Origin of the sequence: Winogradskyella litoriviva (genome assembly GCF_013249065.1) — a bacterium.
Taxonomy (GTDB): Bacteria; Bacteroidota; Bacteroidia; order Flavobacteriales; family Flavobacteriaceae; genus Winogradskyella; species Winogradskyella litoriviva.
This window is the reverse complement of sequence record NZ_JABRWQ010000001.1, coordinates 707913-729748: the sequence shown is the minus strand read 5'-3', so window position 1 is coordinate 729748 and position 21836 is coordinate 707913. Positions and strand designations below refer to the sequence as shown.

Below are 21836 nucleotides of genomic sequence, written 5' to 3'. Positions count from 1 at the left end.
ATTTAGAGTCTTTCACGTTCTTCTGCATCTGTAGTACGTTCGTTTGTAGATAATTTAGTGTTACCAAATTTGTAGCTAAATCCAAGTTTTATGTATCTGTTATCTGAATCAACTATACCAAAACTTGATTGATCTAAATAGCTTGTTCTAGATTTATAATCTTGAAGATTAAAGAAATCTTCAACAGCGAATGTAATTACGCCTTTTTTCTTTAAAATAGTTTTAGAAACACTGAGTTCTGAGATGAGTCTATCATCAACAGTTTGAAATTGCTGTAAGTTTTTACCAACCCAAGTAAAAGTGAGACTGGCATTTAGACTTCGATCTTCTAAAAAAGAAAAACTGTTAGACAAAATACTATAATTAGACCATTGGTTTTGCTCTACAAAGCCTTCTTCAAAACTAGCTTCTTCAGCTATATTGTAAAAAGATGTTACAAAGTATAAATCCCAATAATTTGATGGTGCAGCTATATATTCAAAATCAAAGCCATACTCTACTTTTTTTTCGAGATTAGTTGGTGTATATGCAATAATATTAGTGTTATTATTTTGTCTTGGCAACTCCACAATATCACCATCATAATTACTATAATATCCAGAAATGGTAAAATTCTCAAGAAAGTTAAATCCTAAATAGAAATAATCTCTATAGGTTGGGTTTAAATTAGGATTACCAACAACCACATTGCTTTCGTTTAAAAAGAACGTAAAAGGATTTAAATCTGTATAACTTGGTCTTGTAATGCTTCTTTTATAATTAGTTGTTACGCCTACATCTTCTGAAATTTGATATGATAAACTCGCATTTGGAAACCAATCTAAATAGTCTTGCGTATTTGTTTCTCCTAAAGTTTCAGAGGTTCCTTCAATACTACTTTGTTCTAATCTTAAACCAATACTTAAATTCCATTTATCCCAAGATTTTGAATAATTAGAATATGCTGCAAAAACATTTTCGTCATATATAAAAGCATCTGTATTATCTGTATTAATTACTTCTGATCCAGCTATAATATCTAATCTTGTAATATCGCTTTCTGTATTTACGTTAGAATATTTTACACCAACATCTAAACCAGAGGTTTCATTGATTGGCAACCTATAATCTATTTTACCATTAATAATATCGGTTTTTTGGTTGGCATCTGTGTTAAATTCTGAGCTGTCTTCAAAATTATTATCCGCATCGTAATTATTAGTGAAGACGTTTTGGTCTCTATTATAATCGTAAATAGTATAATGACCATTTAGAGTAAGGCTTGCACCACTATCAAAACTGTGTCTAAAAATTAAATCTGTACCAATATTGTATTTGTTATCTCTAGATAAATTGTCTGCAGTAAAATGATCTTGAATCGTTAAGTTTTCATCGAAAATATTAGTTCTGTTTTTTACTAAATACTTGTAATAAGGTGTGTAAAGTCCTGTAGTAGTTAAACTCAACGTATTACTATCATTAATATAATAATCAAAATTAAGATTAAGATTATGCGTCTGCGACCAAGTATTTCTGTTAATATTAGATTTCCAAATTTGATCTATTTCATTTAAGTCATCCAAATAGTTAATAGTATCATCTTGATCTCTATTTATTTTATTTTGAGAATAACTATAGTTTAAATTAAGGTTGATTTTGTTATTTTTAAAATAATGACTTGTTCCTCCATTATATCTCGGAAAAACACCTTGTGTATAATTGGTAAAAACAGTTCCTCTATAACCAGTAACCAGGTTTTTACTCATTATAATATTGATTACAGAACCAGAGTCGGCATCATAACTTGCCGGCGGATTTGTAATCACCTCAACTGATTTTATACTATTTGCAGGAGCGCTTTCTAATAAAGTTAAAAGCTCATCTGAAGTGAGTTGCACACGTCTATTATTAATAAAAACCGCTGCTGGTGCACTTTTAATGTTAATACTGCCTTCAGAAACTATAATTCCGGGTGTGTTTTTTAAAACGCCTAGTGTAGAACCTTCTGTTAGAGCTGTATTTTCTACATTAAATATTAATCGGTCTGGCTTACGAGTTACAGTTGGCTTTTTTGCAATTACAGTAACTTCATCTAAACTTTCAGAAATTTCTTTAAGCTGAATTTTTGCTAAATCTAAGTTTCCTGTTAAGATAATTTTTTGCTGAAATTCTTCAAAACCGATAAAACTAATCTTTATAAAATATATTTGAGCAGAAAGGTTATCAATTCTAAATAAACCTTGGTCATCTGTAGATGTACCTTTTATAAATGTTTTTCCATCTTCGGCTAATACTATCACATTGGCCAAAGAAATTGCATTACGATCAGAATCTTCTACTCTGCCAGAAATGGAAGATTCTTGAGCCACTACCAAAGAAGATATTATAAAGCAGAAGAAACAAAAATAATTACGAAAATTTGAAATCATTAACAAAAATTGTACGGCAATATATTAATTGTTTTTAACTTTTTAATGTGGTTTTACCGTAAATGCTTGTGTTTTAATTGTAATAATAGATAGTTTAAAGCACAAGAAATCGATTATATTTGCAAATTACATACAGAACTTATTTTTTTACAAAGTTCATTGCCTTAGAAATAGACATGAAAAACATACGCAACTTTTGCATTATTGCACATATTGACCACGGAAAAAGTACATTAGCTGATCGCTTATTAGATGTTACGGGTTCTGTGACCGCACGCGAACAACAAGCACAACTCTTAGATAGTATGGATTTAGAACGCGAACGTGGTATTACCATAAAATCGCATGCCATACAAATGGATTACGAACTTAATGGTGAAAAATATATCCTTAATCTAATTGATACACCTGGTCACGTAGATTTCTCATACGAAGTATCTCGTTCTATTGCTGCTTGCGAAGGTGCATTGCTTATTGTTGATGCTGCCCAAAGTATACAAGCACAAACCATATCTAACTTATATTTAGCTTTAGAGAATGATTTAGAAATTATTCCTGTGTTAAACAAAGTAGATTTACCAAGCGCAAACCCAGAAGAAGTAACCGATGATATTGTTGACCTTTTAGGTTGTGACCCAGAAGAAGTGATACATGCCAGTGGAAAAACAGGTTTTGGTGTCGAAAATATTTTAAAAGCCATTATAGAACGAATTCCTGCACCAGTAGGTAATGTAGATGAACCATTACAAGCTTTAATTTTCGATTCTGTTTACAACACATTTAGAGGAATTGAAACTTATTTTAGAGTTTTTAATGGCGAAATTAAAAAAGGGCAAAAAATTAAATTTGTCGCCACAGGAAAAGAATATTATGCAGATGAAGTTGGGACGTTAAAATTAAATCAGGTACCAAAACAAAGCGTAAAAGCTGGTGATGTTGGCTACCTAATTACAGGTATAAAAACTGCAAAAGAAGTTAAAGTTGGTGATACTATTACGGATTTTGCTAATCCTACAACTAATATTGTAGAAGGTTTTGAGGATGTAAAACCAATGGTTTTTGCCGGTATTTACCCTGTTGATACTGAGGATTACGAAGAGTTAAGAAACTCTATGGAAAAACTGCAACTTAATGATGCTTCTTTGGTGTTTCAGCCAGAAAGTTCTGCGGCTTTAGGTTTTGGTTTCCGTTGTGGTTTCTTGGGCATGTTACACATGGAAATTATACAAGAACGTTTGGAGCGCGAGTTTGATATGACGGTTATTACTACAGTTCCTAACGTATCGTATCATGCTTACACCAACAAAAACCCTGACGAAGCTTTTATAGTTAACAATCCTAGTGATTTACCAGAACCAACTACGGTTAATCGTGTTGAAGAACCTTTTATAAAAGCAACGATTATTACAAAATCTGACTTTGTTGGTAACGTTATGAGTCTTTGTATTGAAAAACGAGGGATGATTGTTAACCAAACCTACTTAACTACAGAACGTGTTGAGTTAATTTTTGAAATGCCATTAGCAGAAATTGTTTTTGATTTTTATGATCGTTTAAAAACAGTCTCTAAAGGTTATGCTTCTTTTGATTATCACCCAATTGGCATGAAGGTTTCTAAATTAGTAAGACTAGATGTCTTATTAAATGCTCAACCTGTAGATGCGCTCTCAGCTCTAATTCATGCAGATAACGCACATTATATTGGTAAAAAAATGTGTGAAAAGTTAAAAGAATTAATACCTAGACAACAGTTTGATATTCCTATCCAAGCTGCCATTGGAGCAAAAATCATTGCCAGAGAAACTGTAAAAGCTTTACGTAAAGATGTTACAGCAAAATGTTATGGTGGTGATATTTCACGTAAACGTAAATTACTAGAGAAGCAGAAAAAAGGTAAAAAACGTATGCGCCAAGTAGGTAATGTAGAAATACCTCAACAAGCATTTATGGCTGTTTTGAAGTTGAACGATTAAAGTAATTCTTTTGAAAAAAGGAATCTCATAAACGGTTCTATTAATTTTATTGCTTAATCTTAAATATAGAAATCTAATAAATAGATTCTTGCCTTCGCAGGAATTTGCTTGCTACCTAAACAGTAAATACAATAGATAAACTAGGACATAATTTACCAAACCATAAATTATAAGTGCTAACCGAAACGGAAATTTTACAACGGTAAAAGCTACTGATGTTGTTTTTTCACTTCCTTTATTAATTTTAGAAAGTGTAGTATTTTCTTTTAAAACAATATGGTCTTCATTATCTAGCTCAACTCCTATTTCTGGAGTGCCATTAATTACCGTTTTTTTAAAGATTAAATCTATTAAAAACGTTAAAGGCCAAGCAAAATATTTAATTCGCTTTTCGAGTACTTTTTTTAATGAAGGTCTAATAACATACATGGCAACACCTTTAAAAACATCAGAGAATGTTGCTTTTAGTGGTAAATCTTCTTTACGCTGTTGTTTTAATAAGCCTGCATCTTCATAAACATGTTTTGTGGTTTCTAACGTAATTTTAAACACATTATCAATATCATTTTTAATGGTACTGAACAATCTAATTATTGAGAATAACAAAATAGAAGGAACGGATATTATAAAGGTGAGAACCCAAAACAATATACTTAAAAACGTATTTTCAATAAAAAAAAGACAAAATAATGTAAGCAAAGCCCAAAATATAACCAAATTAGTACCTAAGACTTTACCTATATAAAGTGGAAAGAAAACAGCATCAGCAATTGTTTCTGATACCTCATCTACTTGATATTTAGAATAATCAACACGTAAGTTAGAGGGTTTACTCATTCTATCTATAGCTATTTATTAATATTACTCATCTTCCTTGGCTACTTTTTCTACATCAAAAGGTTTACCCAAATAAACCAATTTACAACCTTTACCAATTTCTTTTATATCTGATTTATATGAAGAAATTATATGAAGTTCACCTTCTTCATCTTTAAAAAATAAAGGAATCATATTTTTATTGTTTTTAGTGATTTCAATAAGGCTATCATACTGAACTTTATCCTCAATGTCAATTTCTTGAATAGACGGAAATTTACGCGTCACTTCGTTAAGTGTTATATAATCGTCCGTAGGAGAAAACAAACCTTCTTTTGGGTTATTCTCTGGATTGTTCATTTCATCAGTTGTTACTAATCTAAAAGAACCGTTTTCACCAAATTCATTTCGGAATTTATCAATTGCATATTTATTAATATCAGAACTTCCGGTCATTGCCATTAAATAACCAACATCATTTAATTCTATATTATCCGAAAGAATATCTGAATATATATTGGTGTTAATTGCTTCTAGTCCTAGCTCTTGGGCTTTATCTATATTACCTTGATTACTATCTATAAGTACAACGTGTCTTCCATTAGATTCTAAATAATGCCCTAACAATCTAGATACTTTAGATGCACCAACAATTAATATTCCATTAGACTTGGTTAAAAACACACCAACCAATCTTGCAAATAATCTTGCTGTAGTTGCATTTAAAAGAACAGTGCCTAGCACTATCATAAACACTAAAGGTGTAATATATTCTGCGCCTTCAACACCTTGTCTCATTAATTTGCTTCCAAATAGAGACGCGATACCTGCAGCAACAATACCTCGAGGTCCAACCCAACTGATAAATAGTTTTTCATTAAGATTCAATTTAGAGCCTTGTGTGCTTACAAAAACCGCCAAAGGTCTTATTACAAAAACAACTATTGCAAAAAGCGCTGCCGTTTTCCATGTGTATAGTAACAGTAAATCATCGATATCAATGTTTGCTGCTAAAAGAATAAATAATATTGAAATTAATAATACGCTAAGTGATTCTTTAAAATAGAGTAACTCTTTAAGGTTGTCTAACTTACTATTTCCTAAAACCATTCCCATAACAACTACAGCCAATAGGCCAGACTCATGTGCAAATATTTCCGATTCTACAAAAACCAATAAAACAGTAGAAAGCGAAACAACATTTAATAAATAATGAGGAATTAGTTTTCTATTAATAGCAAAAGCTAAAGCATGTGCAAATGTAAATCCGAAGGTGGTACCAAATAATACAATTTTACCAAACTCCATCAATGCTGTTTTAGTAAAGCCACTATCACCACCTACGCTTATAAATTCAAATACTAAAACGGCAACTAATGCACCAATAGGATCAATAAGAATTCCTTCCCATTTTAAAACGGTTGACACATCTTTTTTTAATGGAATATTTCGTAAAATAGGCGTTATAACTGTTGGGCCTGTTACAATAATTAAACCAGCAAATAAAAATGATATATCCCAACTTAGCTCAAAAATAAAATGGGCTACAATACCTGCTCCAAAAAAAGTAATTGCAGAACCAACGGTTATAAGCTTTGTAATTACAGGACCTACATTTTTTATTTCAGATCGTTTTAATGTTAGTCCACCTTCAAATAAAATAATGCTTATTGCTAATGATACAAAGTAATATAAACTCTCACCTGGAAACAAGCCTTTTTTACCATTCCAAAGTGGTTCTATCCATTTTGTTCCATCTTCACTTAGAAATTCAGCCGCAATTGGTCCTACTAAAAGCCCTATTAATATTAAAGGTAAAATAGCTGGTATTTTAAATTTCCAAGCTACCCACTGTGCTAGTATTCCTAATATAATGATTCCTGCTAATTCTAACATTTAAATATTTTTTGTTTGTGAAAATACTAAATAAATATAGTATATAAATCTCTGTATTTACTTTAATGGCTTTGGGTTTTTTAAAAATAGGTTATCTTTCAAAATTAACTAACGAGCAAATAATAGTAACCTTGTCTTTAAAACCTTTTAATACTATAGGAATTGGTGTTACATTTTCACCTAATCTAAAAGCTAATATTTATGAAGCTGCAAGGCTATCTCAAATGTTTAAAACACAATTAGTTTTAATTCATGTTGGTGATAAATCTGCGGACAAAGAGGCTCAATTTAAGGCTATTTTAGAACCATTTATAAAAACTAATTTAAATGTTGAAATTGTATTTAAACCCGGAAATCCGGTTGATGTTATTTTATCAACTGCAGAAGAAAAAGAAATAGATCTGCTTATATTGGGTGCGCTTCAACGCGAAAATTTCTTAAAATATTATGTTGGTTCTATTGCCAGAAAAATTACAAGAAAAGCTAAATGTTCTATTTTACTACTCATAAAACCTTCAGTAAAAAGAATTCATTGTAAACATATCGTTGTAAATGGATTAAAAGATCCAAAAACTAAACAAACTATCGCATCGGCTTTCTATGTTGCAAATGCATTAGGTGTTGATAAAGTGACTATAGTTGAAGAAATAACACAAGATGAATTAGCTGTTAAAGTAAACGATGATAAATCGTTACGAATGGCAAACATTGTAAAAGAACGTATTAAACTAAGAGAAAATGCACGTGTAAAAGCAATTATTGAAGGTATCCCAGAAGAGCAAACAAAGAATATTACTATAAAATCACAGCCTATTTTTGGTAAAAAGGGCTATTCAATTGGTCATTATGCTCAAATTGCAAGGGCAGATTTGTTAATAATGAACTCACCTAGTAAAATGATGTTTTGGGATCGTCTTTTCCCTCATGATATTGAACACATATTAACAGAATTACCAACAGACGTTTTAATTATTCAATGAGTCCAAAATCAAATAAATTAAAAACTTTTTTTAAGGCATTACCTAAAAATATTTTCTCAGGTTTTGTAGTGAGCCTTATTGCATTACCATTAGGTTTAGGATTAGCCATGGCAAGTGAAGCTCCTCCAATTGCAGGTGTTATTGCAGCCGCAGTAGGAGGTGTTGTTGTTTCTATATTTGGAGGAAGTAATGTAACCATTGTTGGTCCTGGAAACGGTTTGGTAGGTGTACTTTTGGTAGCAATAACCACCTTAGGATTAGAAAGTGCATACGCAGCAATAATATGTTCTGGTGTTTTGTTGGCTGCATTAGGTTTTTTGCGAATGGGAAAACTAGCTGACTTTTTTCCGTCTTCTGCCATACAAGGTATGCTTGCTGCTATAGGACTCATTATCCTTGGTAAGCAATTTCATATTATGTTAGCGCACAAAATAAACCGAGCAGATACTATAGATTACCTAATTGAAATACCTTTTACAATTAACGATGCAATGCATTATGATAAAACGGGTATAATTTATGCCGCAGTTGCAGGTATCCTTAGTTTAACAATTATGGTGCTTTACCCTAAAATTAGAAACAAGTATTTACAATTGATACCTGCTCCTATGTGGATTGTTATTCTATCTATTGGATTTAGTTATTATTTTGAATTAATTGCTCATCAGGCCAACCCAATTTCTTCTATATATATGATTTCTGGCATTCCGGAGTTTAAAGATATTATAGCTCAATTGCCAACTATAAATTTTGAAAAAGCTGGTACATTTCCATTTTGGTCTAGTGTTTTGGCTTTAACATTAATTGCTAGTATAGAATCTCTTTTAAGTATAAAAGCCGTAGATAAATTAGATCCAGAAAAAAGACGATCTAATGTAAATTTAGATTTAAAAGCATTAGGGTTAGCAACCATTGGCAGTGGTTTTTTGGGTGGTTTAAACGTGGTAACCGTTATTGCTAGAAGTTCTGTAAACGTTAATAATAATGCAAGTAATCGTTCTTCAAACTTCTTTCACGCTACCTTTTTAGTCATTTTTATTGTGCTATTTAGTACACAATTAACTCGTATTCCTTTACCTGCTTTAATGGCAATTTTAGTGTTTACAGGCTATAAATTAGCATCACCTTCTACTATAAAAAAAATATTTTTAATAGGTAAAGAACAGGTTATTATATTTTTAGTCACACTTTTTGTAACCTTAAAAGTCGGACTTATTACAGGAATTTTATCTGGTGTGCTAGTTACATTTTTAATTCATATTATAATCAATAAAAGTGCTTCACTATTTTTTAGAAACCTATTAAAACCTAATGTATTAATGTACCAAGAACAAGATAATGGTAATTACTACGTAAGTGTTAAGCATTTTTGTAGTTTTTTAAATTTCTACAGATTAAAAGAAAAGTTAGATGCAGTACCAGAAAATAGAGACGTAATTATAGATTTTTCACTTTGCGAATTTGTGGATCACACAGTTATGGAAAATCTAAATAATTATCGTGATTTATTTATAAAAAGAGATGGTAATTTTGATGTCATTGGATTGGATTTACACGATTCAGATTCCGAACATCCATTTGCATTAAGACGTTTACTTCCTGTTACTGGTATTCTAAAAAGTGGACTTACAAAACGTCAAAAAACACTAGAGGAAATTGCCAAAAACTTTAACTTAATTTACGATTCTAAAAATGAGAAAGACACCTATTTTTTAGACAAATTTCATTTCTTTAGAACTAAGGTTGTTAACCACATTTATAATAAACTCTCAACGAGTAATAAAAATATTAAGATTTTTGATATCGAGTTTTCTGAAGGTGAATTGATTGCCAAAGAAACCATAAAAACTACGATGTTGTACATGACTTTAAATAAAACTATTCCCGAATTTACCTTAGATCGAGAAGGTTTTCTTGAAAAAGTTTATGGGTTAGCTGGTTATAAAGATATTCCTATACAAGAACATTCAGATTTTAACAAGCGTTTTTACCTAATCGGTGAAAATGAAACAGCCATTAAATCGTTTTTTAATGATGAAATAACTCATTTTTTTGAAAGTAATCCCTATTACCATATAGAATCTAATGGTCAATGTTTATTGGTTTTTAATAAAGAACGCTTAGCAAGTATAAAAGAAATTAAAGCCTTATTTGATTTTGGCAAACGTTTAAAACAAGTGATTTCATAAGGTCTTAAATTACGCCTCTTGCGATTCTGTTTTATAATATAACCGCTTTAAACTACGCTTTAATAGTGAAAACCTATATACTCCAATTACAAAAAAGATTACACAAAATATTAAAGCAACTAATGCTAAATACTCAAAATTGGCAAATTCTTTAAGTTGATAAAGCGCAATAGATCCAAGTAATAAATATAAAGAAGAACGCACATAAGATAACAGTGTACGCTCATTTGCCAAACGTGTTCGCTCAATAGCCAAATAATCTCTTAAAATTACTTTTTGATCAGGATTAAAATCACGACCAAAACTTAATAAATACTTTTTCTTCGATTTCTTTTTAAGATCCTTCATTTATTTTAATTGATTGTTCTATAATCTGAATAGATAAATGTAATTATTTTTTGAGAATAGATATAAGATTATCTCCTTCTTATTTGTTAAAAATCCTGTAATTAATTGTAACTAACAACAATTAGTTTTAAAGCTTTTAGTAATTTGCATGACTTTAAAAAAATTTACACATGCAACTATACCCTATAAATTCCGGAAATTTTAAACTAGATGGTGGAGCCATGTTTGGTGTGGTACCAAAATCTATTTGGCAACGCACTAATCCTGCAGATAATAACAACATGATTGATATCGCATCTCGTTGTTTATTAATTGAAGACGGTAATCGTCTTATTTTAATAGATACTGGTATGGGTGATAAACAAAGTGATAAATTTTTTGGTTATTACTTTCTCTATGGTGATGATAGTATCGATAAATCTTTGGCTACTTATGGATTTCATCGCGATGATATTACAGATGTATTTATGACACATCTTCATTTTGATCATTGTGGTGGAAGTATACAGTGGAATAAAGATAGAACTGGCTACGAACCGGCTTTTAAAAATGCACATTTTTGGAGTAACCAAGATCATTGGAATTGGGCAACAAAACCTAACAGACGTGAGGTAGCATCGTTTTTAAAAGAAAATATCTTGCCTATGGAAGACAGTGGACAATTAAAATTTACGGATGTACCCAACCAACATATTCTAAAAAATTCTGCCTTAGGGTTTGATATTTTTTATGCCAATGGACATACAGATAAACAAATGATTCCTATGATTAATTATAAAGGAAAAACTATTTGTTTTATGGCAGATTTATTACCAACCGTTGGTCATTTACCAATGCCATTTGTAATGGGTTATGATACCAGACCATTACTAACATTAGATGAAAAAGAACTGTTTTTAAATATGGCTGCAGATAACAACTTTTATCTATTTTTAGAACACGATGCTCATAATGAAATTATTACAGTTAAACACACTGAAAAAGGTGTAAGACTAAATGAAACATTTACTACAAACTCAATATTTAACTAAAGCTTAAAATAAAACTAATGAAATTTAATTACAGATTAATCGCATATTTAGGATTTGCCGGAACACTATTTTTTGGCTGTGGTACTGGTGCTATAATTTCTACTCCAGTTGAAAACATAGACACCTCTCCCTTAAAAGTAACAAATCTAACAGATGCAGAAAAAGAAAATTGGGGACATTTAGATCTTGTAAAAGATACAATTCCTGGTATGGCAGTAGATAAAGCTTATACCGAAATCATTAAAAATAAAAAAGGTAAAACGGTTATTGTTGCAGTTATAGATTCTGGTATAGATATTGATCATGAAGATTTAGATGGTGTTATCTGGACAAACAAAAAAGAAAAACCAAACAACGGAATTGATGATGACAATAATGGCTATATAGATGATATACATGGTTGGAATTTTTTAGGAGACGCATACAATGAACAACTAGAGTATGTACGTATTTTAGCTTCTGGTGATACTTCTAACCCAAGATATGAAGATGCAAAAGCTCAGTACGATAAAGATTACCAGTTATGGACAGGACGTAAAACTCAATACGATCAAATTGCACAAGCTGTAAAAAATGCAGATAATACATTAACTAAACATTTTGGAAAAAGTGATTACACTCTAAAAGAAGTTAATGCTATAAAAACAGAAGATCAAACCTTAGCTCAAGCTGTTCAGATTGCTCAAGGCATGAATGCAAATGGATTAACCTTAGCAGAAGCTATTGTAGAAATTGATAAAAGTTTAGAAAGTATTAATGAGCGTTTAAATTTTAACTTAAATAAAAATTTTAAAGGACGTAAAACTGGAGATGATATTAACAACCTCTCTGATACTGGATATGGCAACGGAAACGTAAAACCAGTTGTTAAAACAGAATCACACGGAACTCATGTTGCCGGAATTATTGCTGCAGAACGTAATAATGGATTAGGCGCAAATGGTGTGGCAAATAATGTAGAGATTATGGCTATTAGAACCGTTCCTAATGGAGATGAATACGATAAGGATGTTGCATTGGCTATTAGATATGCAGTAGATAATGGAGCAAAAGTAATTAATGGAAGTTTTGGTAAATCTTATTCACCGCATTCAGAATGGGTAAGAGATGCTATTAAATATGCATCAGACAATGATGTGGTATTTGTACATGCAGCAGGTAACGATAGTAAAAATGTAGATATCAAACCAAATTTTCCAGATGATAATGTAAATTTTGTTGAAGTATCAAACAGTTATATTAGAGTAGGTTCTTTAACTTCTAAATATGGATCAAAAATGGTTTCAGACTTTTCTAATTATGGTCAGAAAAATGTAGATATTTTTGCGCCAGGTTCTGCTATATATTCAACTTTCCCAGAAAATGAATACGAAACTATAGGAGGAACATCAATGGCAGCTCCTGCTGTTGCTGGTATTGCTGCATTAATTCGTTCTCAATATCCTAAATTAACAGCTGCACAAGTAAAACAAGTTATATTAGATTCTGGCCTTTCATTAACAACTAAAGTGGTTGTTGGTGGTGATGCTTCTAACGTTAAGCCATTTTCAGAATTATCAAAATCAGGGAAAATAGCCAATGCGTTTAATGCATTAATTTTAGCCTCTAAACTCTAATAAATATGAAGAAGTTTTTAGTATATCTATATGCTATTTCTATAATGTTTTCTTGTAATGCAACCGAAAAAACAATACAAGATGCTAGCGCTGTAAAAACAGAAGAAAATACTTATTGGCAACAACATGTTGATTATTCTATGGAAATTGACATGGATGTTAAGAATTTTCAATATAAAGGAAAGCAGAAATTAGTCTATACTAACAATTCTCCAGACATATTAAATAGAGTATACTACCATTTATACTTTAATGCCTTTCAGCCAGGAAGTGAAATGGATGTGCGCTCTCGTACAATTAAAGATCCTAGTCCAAAAATTGCAGATCGTATTAGTAAACTACAACCTAATGAAATCGGTTATATTAAAGTTAATACATTAAAGCAAAATGGCACATCCATAGCTTATGAAACTGTTGGGACGGTTTTAGAGGTAAAACTAAATAAACCTATTCAACCAGGTGAAAAAGTAACTTTTGATATGGATTTTGATGCACAAGTACCTGTTCAAATTCGTCGTTCTGGGAGAAACAACAAAGAAGGTGTGGCCTTATCAATGACGCAATGGTACCCTAAACTTGCTGAATATGATGATGAAGGTTGGCATGCAGATCCATATATCGCTAGAGAATTTCATGGTGTTTGGGGAGATTTCGATGTAAAATTAACTATTGATAAGGACTATATTGTTGGAGGTACAGGCTATCTTCAAGGAGAACCAATAAAAAAATCAGGAAAGAAAACCCATCACTTTAAAGCACCAAATGTACATGATTTTACTTGGGCTGCAGATCCAGATTTTATTCATGATACATTTCAAATGCCAAATGGTCCACTACTCCACTTCTACTATAAAAAAGATTTAGAACAAAAGTATTTAGACAATTGGAAAAAATTACCAGCTGAAACAGCAAAACTCATGGATTTCTTTAGTACTCAAGTAGGTCAGTATCCGTACAAACAATATTCCGTGATTCAAGGTGGTGATGGCGGAATGGAATACGCTATGTGTACTTTAATAACCGGAAAACGTAACTTTGGAAGTTTAGTAGGTGTTACAGCACATGAGTTAGCACATACTTGGTTTCAGTTTTTATTAGCATCTAACGAAACAAAACACGAGTGGATGGATGAAGGCTTTACAAGTTATATTTCTGAATTAGCCGTTAATTATCTAAAGGAGAATAAAAAAACAAACCCACTTACCAGTAGTTATAAAGGTTATATTGCTTTAGCTAATTCTGGGTATGAACAACCATTAACAACACATTCTGACAGATACCAATTTAATCAAGTTTATGGAGCTGCTGCATACAACAAAGGTGCTGTATTTTTAGCTCAATTAGGTTATGTAATTGGAGCAGATAATTTAGAAAAAACCATTAAAAAGTATTTTAATGATTTTTCATTTAAACACCCAAAACCATTTGATATTATTAGAACTGCAGAACGTATTACTGACTTTGAACTCGATTGGTATTTTATAGATTTTGCACAAACTACAAATACCATTGACTATAGTGTTAGTGCCGTTGAAGGAAAAACAATAACATTAGAACGTATTGGTTTAATGCCAATGCCTATTGATCTTACTGTAACTTATACTGACGGAACTACAGAAGATTTTTACATTCCTTTGCAAATGATGCGTGGTGAAAAACCGACCTCAGCTACTATAATTAAGGATTGGGCTTGGGCAATGCCAAACTACTCATTTGAAGCTAAAAAGCCTGTAAAATCAGTTGAAATAGATGCCTCTCAAATGATGGCAGATGTTAATAGAAAAAATAACGTTTACGGTTTAAATTAACCTGAAATAAACAAGTGAAAAAAGTTGCAAATAATCTTTGCAACTTTTTTTGTCAATATTTACGCGATCCACGTAGTGACAAAATGGGTAATAAAGACCTTTTAATTATCAGTTCTTTTAACCGTATGTTTTCTTAAAAGTAATAGTGGAAGTGAAACTCCAATAGTTAGAGAGATTAATATAAATAACATAGTAAACCCATTAGAAAATATGTCTTCCATAAAAACAATTCGTTTAGAATCGTTTTTATCTAAAAAAGTAAAAGACATAATGGATAATACGGTTTCATATGCAAAATAACCTGGTATCATAGGTATTACTGCTGGTATAGAAAATACTACAGGAGGTTGGTGAATACCATGAGCTAAAGGTAAACTTAAAATACCAACAAAAGATGCGGCTATAAAACTTGCTAATATTATATTAATATCAAAATGTAAGAGAATAAACTTTATAAAACCTGCTCCAAACCCTAACAAAAAAACAGTAAATATTGCTTTTCGTGGAATATTAAACAATATTCCAAAACCAACAGCTGCAATGCCTGCCCAAGCTGATACTTCTAATAATTCTAGTAAAGTTGTTATCATTTTAATTGAAAAATTAACATCGCTACAAATAAGCCAAGTGCAATCGCTAAAACTGTCATTAGTCCATTAGCAAATCTTACCATTCCATTTAATACGTTTTTGTCTATAAAATCTGTAAAAGAATTGATTAAAGCTACACCAGGCACTAAAAATAAAACAGAAGTTGCTAATGTTGCATCTGGTTGTGTTCCTAAATTAAAATAAACACCTATTGAGGCCAATAGCGATGCTGTTAATGAAGCCAAAAAAACACTGATATAGGAGTTAAAATGTCTTTTATGTGCTGATTGAAGCATAAACAACCCAGCAAATGTACTTATAAATGCTAAAGCTAAATTAAGATAATCACCTCCAAATATTTTACAAAAACCAGCTCCAGAAAAACTTACAGCTATTAAAACAATATAGTTTGAATACCTTTTTTGCTCTATAACAGTATTGATTTCTTGTTTAATTTGAGAAAGTGTCCAATCTTCCTCAATGGCTTTCCAACTTGCTTTACTTATAGAAGAGATTATTGTAAAGTCTATTTTATGACCTGGTAAATTCTTTACCTTGGTATAATTCTCCTTGGTTTCGTTATCTATTACTGTAAGTATTATCGTTTTTTGACTTATAAGACTATAAGACTCACAATCTAAGACGGAGGCAAAACGATCAATATTTACATTTACTCTATTAGTATTTGCACCAGAAACCATTAATATTGATGCTATTTCTAGTAGTAAATCGGCTATACCCTCTAACCTATTCTTAGTCTTCATTTAAGTAAAATATAGTCAAATTTATGATTTTTATGAAGTTAAATAGTCTGATTTTTATTAAATATTTTTTGATTTATCTTATTAACTAGAAGTCGTTTTTGTTTTAGTACCATTTTTCATTCTTGTACATTTTATTTTTGGCAACACGCTCTCTATTGTATAAAAGTAAATATGTCTTATCAATATGTTTGTTTCTATAACCAAATAAATGAAAAATAGATTTAGCCATAAAACGTGTAACCTTTAAGTTAGCTCTTAATATACCAGAGCGCTTGTTGTGCCAAGAAATTCCCGGAAGAACAGTTAATAAATTATCTGCACGTATTTTTCTAAGAATCGCAGATAGTTTAAGAAAAAATGTTGGTATTTCTTGAATAATAAAGAATCCATCATCTCCAGATTTTTGGTATAATGGCATAAATAGTTTTGCGCTATATTCCGAATAAATAAACTTTCCGTTTGTTGTTGCCAAAACTGTTCCCTTTTTTATATTTTGAAAACTCTCAAATCCTTCTTTCATAGTAAACAATTCTTTAGGCTTTATATGGTATTTGTAAATAATTTCAAAAATAGAAGCTATGTTTTTTGATGAATTTTCAAGGATGTTTTCGTTCTTTTTAACCTTTTCAACTTCATTATTTTTTAATATTCCAGCATGTTTAAGTGCTAAAAAAATAAACGCCTCACAATTTTTTATTGCCTCTGGATCTGTGTGTTGACCAGATTCAAAACCAATAGAAACATATCCTAAAGTGTTTAAATAACTTAATAAAGGACCTTCTAAATACTCTTCGATACCTAATACTGTTGGTACAGGGAAACAGCTAGAAAATTTACGGTTAATTAAAGCATCATTTATGGTAATAAACGGGAGTGATTTACTTGAGGTAGTGTGTAAATCTATAAAATATATTGGGTTTTTAGTTGTAATAAAAAGCTGATTAATAAATTGGAATAATTCTACTTGTTCTTCCTCTTCCTTATTTAAAATTTCCTTGTTTTTTAATGTATTTAGTTTATTGGGTGTCCATAATCTATTTAAATCATATTCTAAATAACGTTTGTTCTTCTGTAATGCTTTTATATTACCGTAGACAGCATATATTTCGCCACTAATATCATTTTGGTGTATGGTTTTAAATATATTTTTTAGTGCACTAACACCTGCAACTTCGTTGCCATGTATTCCTGCAAAAAAAACGATAGTTGAGCCTTTTATTTCACTTTTTATATGATGAAAAACCCGTTTAATTATTATCTCTTTTTTAATATTAGTTTCAGGGCTAATTTGCATTTTACTTATAAATCATTTGTTGTTAAAATACCTAGTAATTCATTATTTCTAACTACAGGTAAGCAATTTATTTTATGTTTCTTCATAAGGGCTTTTGCTTCTTCTAATGGTGCTTCTTGAGATATGGTAATTAAATTTTTTGTCATCACATCTTTAACTTGTAATAGCAAATCTTTATTACCAAGTTTAATTAAATCTGTCCAAGTTAATAAACCGGTTAATTCTTTTTTATTATTTATTACAGGTATATGGTGTATATTTTTCCATTTCATAATATTACTTACCAATTCTAAACTGTCATTTTGTTCTACCAAAAGCGTTTTAGTATTCATATTATGTTTAACAATGCGGCTAACATCTATTTTTAAATTCTCATCAGGATTAAACAATTTCCATTCATCTACTGTTTTGTCTTCAAATTGATGCTTATGCATATAAGCTGTAATATTTTGAAGCGCTTCAAAATTGGTTTTACTTTTTTGAAGATTTCTGTAGTTATCTACTATCCACTGAGCACCATTTTTAGTGTTTGTACGACGCTCAATAACTGATAGGTATTTAGTTATATCGGCTTCAGTTATATTAGCTTTTTGTAGCCCTTTTTTAGCAATAGGAAGAAACTCTTCAATAATTAAATCTTTAGAGGTTATTAGTTTATTATTCCATTTAAATTGGGCATCCATTCCGTTTCTTGCTGCTTTAAAAAAGTTGTTTTTAACATCCTTAAAATCCATTTTTTTATGAATTTCTTGGTATTCTTCTGGCTGCCCAAGCATAAGACCAACCCAAAAAACCATATTTGCAATTTCATCGGTTAATGTTGGTCCGGATGGAATATAACGACATTCAATTCTTAAATGAGGTTTACCTTTACCAACTCCATAACATACCCTATTCCATTTATAGACGGTACCATTATGTAATTGTAAAGCCTTTAGTTTTGGAATCTGCCCTTTCTCTAATATTTTAATACTATCATCATGCTCATTGGAGGTTAAAAGGCTTCTAAATCTTGATATATGATCTCTAAAAATATCAGTTACTGTTCCATGTTCCCAATCTGCACCGAAACTTACACGCGACTGTTTTTCGTGATGTATAAATGAATTTCGTCTTGTGTCTATGCTTTGCGTAAATAAAGCAATTCTGGTCTCAGCCCATAATTCTCTTCCAAATAAAATAGGAGAATTAGCACAACTAGCTAAAACTGGTCCAGAAATAGCTTGTGCCCAATTGTACTTTTCTACAAACTCCTCTGGATTTATCTGTAAATGGGTTTGAAAACTTGTGTTGCAAGCTTCTAGCATTATACTATCGTGATTAAGCTTTAATTCATCAACGCCTTTTATATGAATATTAAAATGCGCTCTACGTGAAGATTTTAAGGCATTGTTTAAAACTGAATATCTAGGTTTTTTAGTCATATAATTTTCTTTTATATGCTTTAACCTTAAAGTGGGTAATATACCTGTTAATATAATTTTAGAATCTTTTGCTTTGGCAACTTTTTGAGCCTTATTTAGTAAATCCTTAAATTGAATATTTAATTTATTAAAACAATCACCTTTTAATTCTAAAGGGTCCGAATTAATTTCAAGATTATAACTACCTATTTCAGTAGTAAAGTGGTCATTATTTATAGCTTCTAAAACCTCTATACTATTGTTATTTGGAAAAAAATCTTTGTGTGTTATACAAAACTCTTGTTCAGCACCAATTCTTATTGGAGACTTTTCAATTAATCCTTTATTTAGCATAATATCTAAAGCTTCAAGATCTTTTATAAGATGATGAATATATAATGCTTTATCTTTAGAGTTTTTAAGTTGTTTTACATCTAAATGTCCCATAACCAAGCATGGTAAATATTATTTTTTAAGATACTCTTTATTAAAGCTTTAAATTATGACTTTTATCATAGAGCATATCATAGTAGATATTAGGTAAAAACAATGTTTAAATTTATACCCTTTAAGAATTTTAAATGTCCTTTAAATACCATAAAAAAGATAAACTAAAAAGTAAGAAGCTCATTGAGCAACTTTTTACTGAAGGCAAGGCAATAAACGCTTATCCACTAAAACTTATATATATTAAAACTAGTTTTAATGATGGTTCTCAATTAAAAACTGGTGTTTCCGTTAGTAAGCGATTACATAAAACTGCAGTGTCTAGAAACCAAATTAAACGCTTATTAAGAGAAACTTACAGACTTAATAAACCACTTTATTTTAACAATAGTTCGTCTTCTTTTGCGTTTATGATTTTATATCTTAGTAAAGATGGAACAACTTTTGATAAACTTAACCATAGTATGAAATTGTTGTTTAAAAAATTCATCGCTAAAAATGACCTTTTGGTAGAAAATTCTAAATCTAATACTTCTGATTCTATGGATCAATAGTATGAAAATTGTAATTTTAAATACTAAAGTTGTGTTTAAAACTTTAACAACAATATAAATATTCTCATGAAAAGACTTTTACATAAAAAAATACTATTTCCTTTTATAGCAGTAGTTATCTTTTTTGGTACAACAGCATTTAAAAATGATTTCTTTGAAATCGCAAAACAAATAGAAATATTTACAACGCTTTTTAAAGAAATTAACATGAATTATGTTGATGATACTAATCCAGGTGATTTAATGGATACAGCTATAAAAAGTATGTTAGATGATTTAGATCCTTATACTCAATTTTATAACGAGCAAGATGTAGAAGCCTCAAGAATTAACAATGCAGGAGATTATACAGGTATTGGTGCAAAGGTTTTAACTTTAAAAGACAAATTAGTAATTGTTGAACCTTACCAAAATTATGCAGCAGATAAAGCTGGTCTTAAAGCTGGTGATGAGATTATACAAGTAGATAAGGTAACGGTTGCAGATTTTAAAGATGACGCTGCTAATTTATTACAAGGAGCAGCAGGCACAGAAGTTTCAATAACATATAGACGTCAAGGTAAAACCAATACGGTAAAAATTATTAGAGAATCTTTAGAAATTAAAGCTGTACCACACTACTCTATGGTAGATGATAAAACAGGCTATGTAGTACTAAGAAAATTTAATGATAAAGCTTCTTCAGAAACTATTAGAGCTATTAAAGCCCTTAAAAATCAAGGTGCAACGCAACTTATTTTAGATTTAAGAGGAAATCCTGGTGGTTTATTACACGAAGCAGTAAATGTTACTAATATTTTTGTTCCTAAAAATCAGTTAGTAGTTACTACAAAATCTAAAGTAAAAAAATATAATAAAACATATCACACCCAAAGAGAACCTATAGATACGCAAATTCCGCTAGTAGTCTTAATAGATGGAAGCAGTGCTTCCGCAAGTGAAATTGTATCTGGTGCTTTACAAGATATGGATCGTGCTGTAGTAGTTGGAACCAGAAGTTTTGGAAAAGGTTTAGTACAACGACCAAAACCATTAACCTATGGTACGCAAATGAAAATTACAATATCCAGATATTATACACCTTCTGGTCGTTGTATACAAGCATTAGATTATTGGAATAGAGATGAAAACGGAAAAGCAACTAGAACACAAGAAGAAAACTATAATGCTTTTAAAACTAAAAATGGAAGAGCCGTTTTTGATGGTGGAGGCGTACAACCAGATGTTGAAGTAGAATTTGCAAAACAAACACCAATTACTAAAGCAATATCTAATGAAAATCTCGTCTTTAATTTTGCAACAAATTATTATTACAATCATAAAGTTGAAGACTTAAAAGGATTTGAATTAGCAGATTCAGACTTTAAAAAATTTAAAAACTATATAAAAACAAGTGGTTTTAATTTTAAAACTAAAACAGAAAAAGCTCTAACAAACGCTATTAATGTAGCAAAAGAAGAAGAATTAGATGCCGTTATTAAATCTGAATATACAGATTTAACCAATGCTCTACAAACTTATAAAGCTAATGCTATTGACAGTAATAAAAAACAATTAAAAACATTACTAACAGACGAAATTATTAAACGTTATTTTTATAGTGAAGGATTATATACCTACTATACGGCTAATAATAATGAAATTAAAAAAGCCTTAAGTATCCTCAATAATCCAAAGCAATATGCTAGTATATTGAGATAAACGTATTTTTTTTTCTAT

At 30.5% G+C, this 21836-nt stretch carries 16 protein-coding genes; 8 read left to right on the top strand and 8 right to left on the bottom strand.

Going from position 1 to position 21836, the window contains the following annotated elements; genetic code table 11:
* Nucleotides 1-2: 2 nt before the first annotated feature.
* A complete protein-coding gene (locus HNV10_RS03145) occupies nucleotides 3-2408 on the bottom strand; it encodes an outer membrane beta-barrel family protein (RefSeq protein WP_173299864.1) in 2406 nt (801 codons plus the stop codon).
* 176 nt (nucleotides 2409-2584) lie between these two features.
* Between HNV10_RS03145 and lepA the strand changes: the two genes are divergently transcribed.
* Nucleotides 2585-4381 carry a translation elongation factor 4 gene (gene lepA / locus HNV10_RS03140; protein ID WP_173299863.1) on the top strand — a complete coding sequence of 599 codons (1797 nt, stop codon included), beginning with the start codon at nucleotides 2585-2587 and terminating at the stop codon, nucleotides 4379-4381.
* 111 nt (nucleotides 4382-4492) lie between these two features.
* Here the strand turns inward: lepA and HNV10_RS03135 are convergent, their stop codons facing one another.
* Entirely contained in the window at nucleotides 4493-5218 is a 726-nt protein-coding gene (locus HNV10_RS03135; RefSeq protein ID WP_173299862.1) for a hypothetical protein, read from the bottom strand.
* 24 nt (nucleotides 5219-5242) lie between these two features.
* Complete coding sequence (locus HNV10_RS03130) at nucleotides 5243-7093, bottom strand: cation:proton antiporter (protein WP_173299861.1); 1851 nt, start codon at nucleotides 7091-7093, stop codon at nucleotides 5243-5245.
* 131 nt (nucleotides 7094-7224) lie between these two features.
* Here HNV10_RS03130 and HNV10_RS03125 point away from each other — a divergent pair, with 131 nt between their 5' ends.
* Nucleotides 7225-8073, top strand: a complete 849-nt coding sequence (locus HNV10_RS03125; RefSeq protein ID WP_173300054.1) for a universal stress protein — start codon at nucleotides 7225-7227, stop codon at nucleotides 8071-8073.
* Nucleotides 8070-10262, top strand: a complete 2193-nt coding sequence (locus HNV10_RS03120; protein ID WP_173299860.1) for a SulP family inorganic anion transporter — start codon at nucleotides 8070-8072, stop codon at nucleotides 10260-10262. The genes HNV10_RS03125 and HNV10_RS03120 overlap by 4 nt, the downstream gene beginning before the upstream one ends.
* Before the next feature lie 9 nt (nucleotides 10263-10271).
* Here the strand turns inward: HNV10_RS03120 and HNV10_RS03115 are convergent, their stop codons facing one another.
* The gene (locus tag HNV10_RS03115; RefSeq protein ID WP_173299859.1) at nucleotides 10272-10610 is read right to left on the bottom strand and encodes a DUF202 domain-containing protein; all 339 of its coding nucleotides are present in this window, start codon (nucleotides 10608-10610) and stop codon (nucleotides 10272-10274) included.
* A gap of 170 nt (nucleotides 10611-10780) precedes the next feature.
* On the opposite strand from HNV10_RS03115, the gene HNV10_RS03110 reads away from it, so the two are divergent.
* The 3 genes from HNV10_RS03110 to HNV10_RS03100 are packed head-to-tail and all read left to right on the top strand — an operon-like array spanning nucleotide 10781 to nucleotide 15065.
* The gene (locus HNV10_RS03110) at nucleotides 10781-11641 is read left to right on the top strand and encodes an MBL fold metallo-hydrolase (RefSeq protein ID WP_173299858.1); all 861 of its coding nucleotides are present in this window, start codon (nucleotides 10781-10783) and stop codon (nucleotides 11639-11641) included.
* A gap of 17 nt (nucleotides 11642-11658) precedes the next feature.
* A complete protein-coding gene (locus HNV10_RS03105) occupies nucleotides 11659-13257 on the top strand; it encodes a S8 family peptidase (protein ID WP_173299857.1) in 1599 nt (532 codons plus the stop codon).
* 5 nt (nucleotides 13258-13262) lie between these two features.
* Nucleotides 13263-15065, top strand: coding sequence for a M1 family metallopeptidase (locus HNV10_RS03100; RefSeq protein ID WP_173299856.1), 1803 nt, complete (start codon nucleotides 13263-13265; stop codon nucleotides 15063-15065).
* 101 nt (nucleotides 15066-15166) lie between these two features.
* Here the strand turns inward: HNV10_RS03100 and HNV10_RS03095 are convergent, their stop codons facing one another.
* From HNV10_RS03095 to HNV10_RS03080, 4 genes are all read right to left on the bottom strand, one after another.
* Nucleotides 15167-15655 (bottom strand): threonine/serine exporter family protein, encoded by a 489-nt coding sequence (locus HNV10_RS03095; protein ID WP_173299855.1) that lies wholly within the window; start codon nucleotides 15653-15655, stop codon nucleotides 15167-15169.
* On the bottom strand, nucleotides 15652-16419 hold the full coding sequence (locus tag HNV10_RS03090) for a threonine/serine exporter family protein (RefSeq protein WP_173299854.1): 768 nt from the start codon (nucleotides 16417-16419) through the stop codon (nucleotides 15652-15654). The genes HNV10_RS03095 and HNV10_RS03090 overlap by 4 nt, the downstream gene beginning before the upstream one ends.
* 103 nt (nucleotides 16420-16522) lie before the next feature.
* Nucleotides 16523-17713 carry a succinylglutamate desuccinylase/aspartoacylase family protein gene (locus tag HNV10_RS03085; RefSeq protein WP_173299853.1) on the bottom strand — a complete coding sequence of 397 codons (1191 nt, stop codon included), beginning with the start codon at nucleotides 17711-17713 and terminating at the stop codon, nucleotides 16523-16525.
* 5 nt (nucleotides 17714-17718) lie between these two features.
* A complete protein-coding gene (locus HNV10_RS03080; RefSeq protein WP_173299852.1) occupies nucleotides 17719-19563 on the bottom strand; it encodes a CBS domain-containing protein in 1845 nt (614 codons plus the stop codon).
* A 134-nt stretch (nucleotides 19564-19697) separates the two neighbouring features.
* Here HNV10_RS03080 and rnpA point away from each other — a divergent pair, with 134 nt between their 5' ends.
* Nucleotides 19698-20117 carry a ribonuclease P protein component gene (rnpA, locus tag HNV10_RS03075; protein WP_173299851.1) on the top strand — a complete coding sequence of 140 codons (420 nt, stop codon included), beginning with the start codon at nucleotides 19698-19700 and terminating at the stop codon, nucleotides 20115-20117.
* A 66-nt stretch (nucleotides 20118-20183) separates the two neighbouring features.
* Nucleotides 20184-21818 (top strand): S41 family peptidase, encoded by a 1635-nt coding sequence (locus HNV10_RS03070; RefSeq protein ID WP_173299850.1) that lies wholly within the window; start codon nucleotides 20184-20186, stop codon nucleotides 21816-21818.
* The last annotated feature ends 18 nt before the right edge of the window (nucleotides 21819-21836 follow it).